The organism is Promicromonospora kroppenstedtii DSM 19349 (assembly GCF_000515355.1).
Classification (GTDB): Bacteria; Actinomycetota; Actinomycetes; order Actinomycetales; family Cellulomonadaceae; genus Promicromonospora; species Promicromonospora kroppenstedtii.
Window position 1 is genome coordinate 23,027 of record NZ_KI911759.1, and the last position, 2,405, is coordinate 25,431.

Annotated in this window: 4 protein-coding genes; all 4 read left to right on the plus strand. The window is 68.4% G+C overall.

The genetic code is table 11. The features are described 5' to 3' along the window. Nucleotides 1–290 (plus strand): WXG100 family type VII secretion target (locus PROKR_RS26785; RefSeq protein WP_211240259.1); only part of this gene is annotated, 290 nt, incomplete at its 5' end. A gap of 4 nt (nt 291–294) precedes the next feature. Continuing rightward, nucleotides 295–576, plus strand: a complete 282-nt coding sequence (locus tag PROKR_RS26790; protein WP_020014341.1) for a hypothetical protein — start codon at nt 295–297, stop codon at nt 574–576. 25 nt (nt 577–601) lie between these two features. After that, nucleotides 602–2,038: a hypothetical protein gene (locus PROKR_RS26795; protein WP_036969918.1), complete on the plus strand. Its 1,437-nt coding sequence runs from the start codon at nt 602–604 to the stop codon at nt 2,036–2,038. Between the two features lie 83 nt (nt 2,039–2,121). Beyond that, nucleotides 2,122–2,405, plus strand: a 284-nt coding sequence (locus PROKR_RS36360; protein ID WP_036969920.1) for a hypothetical protein, incomplete at its 3' end; no start/stop codon positions are given.

Genomic DNA, 2,405 nt, shown 5'->3' on the forward strand with positions numbered 1-2,405 from the left:
ACATCAATGTGACCTTCCAGCAGATGGAGGACGCCTCCCAGCGCATGAAGCAGGAGGCCGACGACATGCAGGCGAAGCTGGACCAGCTGCGCACCATGGTCGACAACCTGGTTCAGGACGGCTACGTGACGGACAAGTCCTCCAAGCGCTTCGACGAGTCCTACAAGGAGCTCGACAAGGGTGGCAAGCAGGTCATGGAGGGTCTGAACGGCATCGGCGAGTACCTCAAGCAGGCCGCCGAGGCGCTCCGCAAGACCGACGAAGAGCTCGCGAACGCCCTGAACAAGTAGTCCCATGGCCGACCTGGTAGTCACGTCGGTCGCCGTCGACGACGCCGCCACCCAGCTGGCGGCGATCGTCGACGAGTTCAAGAACATGGGAAAGCTGTGGGAGGACGGCACCGTCTGGGGTCACGACACTGTCAAGAAGGCCATGGACGACTTCGTCGAGGACTGGTGGGTCAAGCGGGAGAAGCTCACCACCAACCTCTCTGACCTGCAGAAGAAGATGGAGCAGGCCGCGGAGCAGTGGAACAACCTGGAGATCGAGCTCGCGGCGTCGTTCGACGAGCAGTAGTTGGACCAGCAGCAGGAGGACGACGATGGGCGACACCCGGGCCGGGGAATGGCATCTGCTCGACTACGACTCCGACCCCGTCCCGGCCGACGTGGCCGGGCTGGACCCGGTGATCAAGCACTACGAGGACATCGCGCTGGCGATGTCCACCCAGGCCAGGCTGCTCAAGAAGATCGGTGACGGCGACGAGACCCTGCTCAAGGGCAAGGCCGCCGACGCCATGCGCAAGCGGTCCAGGGAGAGCGCCGAGGCGCTGAACAAGGCGTCCGGCCGGTACGACGACATCCGGGACGCGCTGCGGACCTTCCGACCGGAGCTGGAGTACGCGCGCTCCGAGACGGGCCTCGCACTGACGGCGGCCCAGGACGCGGCCGCCGCCCAGCGGGGCGCCGAGGGCCTGCCCGACCCGGTGAACGCCGACCGGCCGGACGACGCCCCGCCCCTGACCGACAAGGAGCGGCAGGAGTCCGAGAGTCGCACCGGAAAGATCAACGAGGCCAAGGGCGACCTGGAGGCGGCCAAGGCCAAGGCACGAGCCGCCATGGTCCGGTTCGACGCCGCTGCCACTGCGGCGGCGAACAAGATCCGCGAGAACTGGGCCGACGACGGCCTGCACCACAGCGGCTGGGAAGCGTTCCTGCACAAGCTGAACAAGTTTCTCAAGAAGCTCGTCGAGATCCTGATGTACATCGGCATGGCGCTCGCGGTGCTGAGCATCCTGATCCCCGGGCTGAACGTGCTGACGCTCCTGAGCGTGGTGGCCACCGTGGTCTCGGTGGCGGCCAGCTTCGTCCTGGCGATCCAGGGCGAGGGCAGCTGGCTGAGCGTCATCATCGGCGTGCTCAGCCTCGGCCTGATCGGCGTCGCGGCGAAGATGGCGAGCTCGCTCAAGGGCATCCAGGCCTCGCTGCTGGCCAAGGGCGCCGGGTCGTTCGGCAGCCAGAACCGGCAGCTCCAGTTCCTGCTCCGCGACCGGGAATGGCTGCGCAGGATGGTCGACATCGGCCGCAGCCCGGAGCTGACCCGCCGGATCAACGACCTGACGATCACGCTGGGCCCGCTGGGCCGGAACCTGCGCGGCTGGCAGGACTTCGCGGGCAAGACCAGCGTCTCGCCGGGCTGGTGGCAGGTCTTCTCCAACCCGAAGTACTTCGCCACGGACCTGAGCCGGCTCATGGACCGCCTCGGCGGCGGGACCTGGCGCTGGGACCGCCTGATCGGCGTCAGTGACATCAAGGACGTGCAGAAGATCACGTCCGCGCTCGGCCAGATCGGCGTCACGGGCTTCGCGATCAAGCCCTGGATGTACATCGGCCCCATCTCCTACACCTTCTCCTGGGCCATGCGGCCGTTCAGCCTTCTCAATCCGTCGAACTTCAACCCGAGCGACCCGCGCTGGAGCCTCTACGGCTGGCGGGACGCCGACTACAGCGGCCTCTACGGGGAGAACCCGGTCCTATGACCACACCGAGTACGCCGACGACACCGAGTGCGCCGTCCACGCCGAGTGCGCCGACCAGACCGGGCGCTTCGGCGCCGGGCACGGTGCCCGCACCTGGCCTGCCCGGCTGGACCTGGCGGGTCGAGCCGCCGGACAGCTGGATCGTGGTCCCGGCGCTCGCGACCGAGGGCGCCGAGGACGTCGCGGCCTGGGAACGCGAGGCCCTTGGTGCGGTCCGGGAGTCGCTCCAGACGCAGTACGACGCAGAGCCCGCAGAGCCCGTCGAGCTCGACGACGCCGGGCGGGCCGCGCTCGACCGGGCCGCCGCGGAGTCCGTGGCCAACCTGCGGGCGTTCGCCGACGGCATGGCGGCCGAGGGCCACCGGGT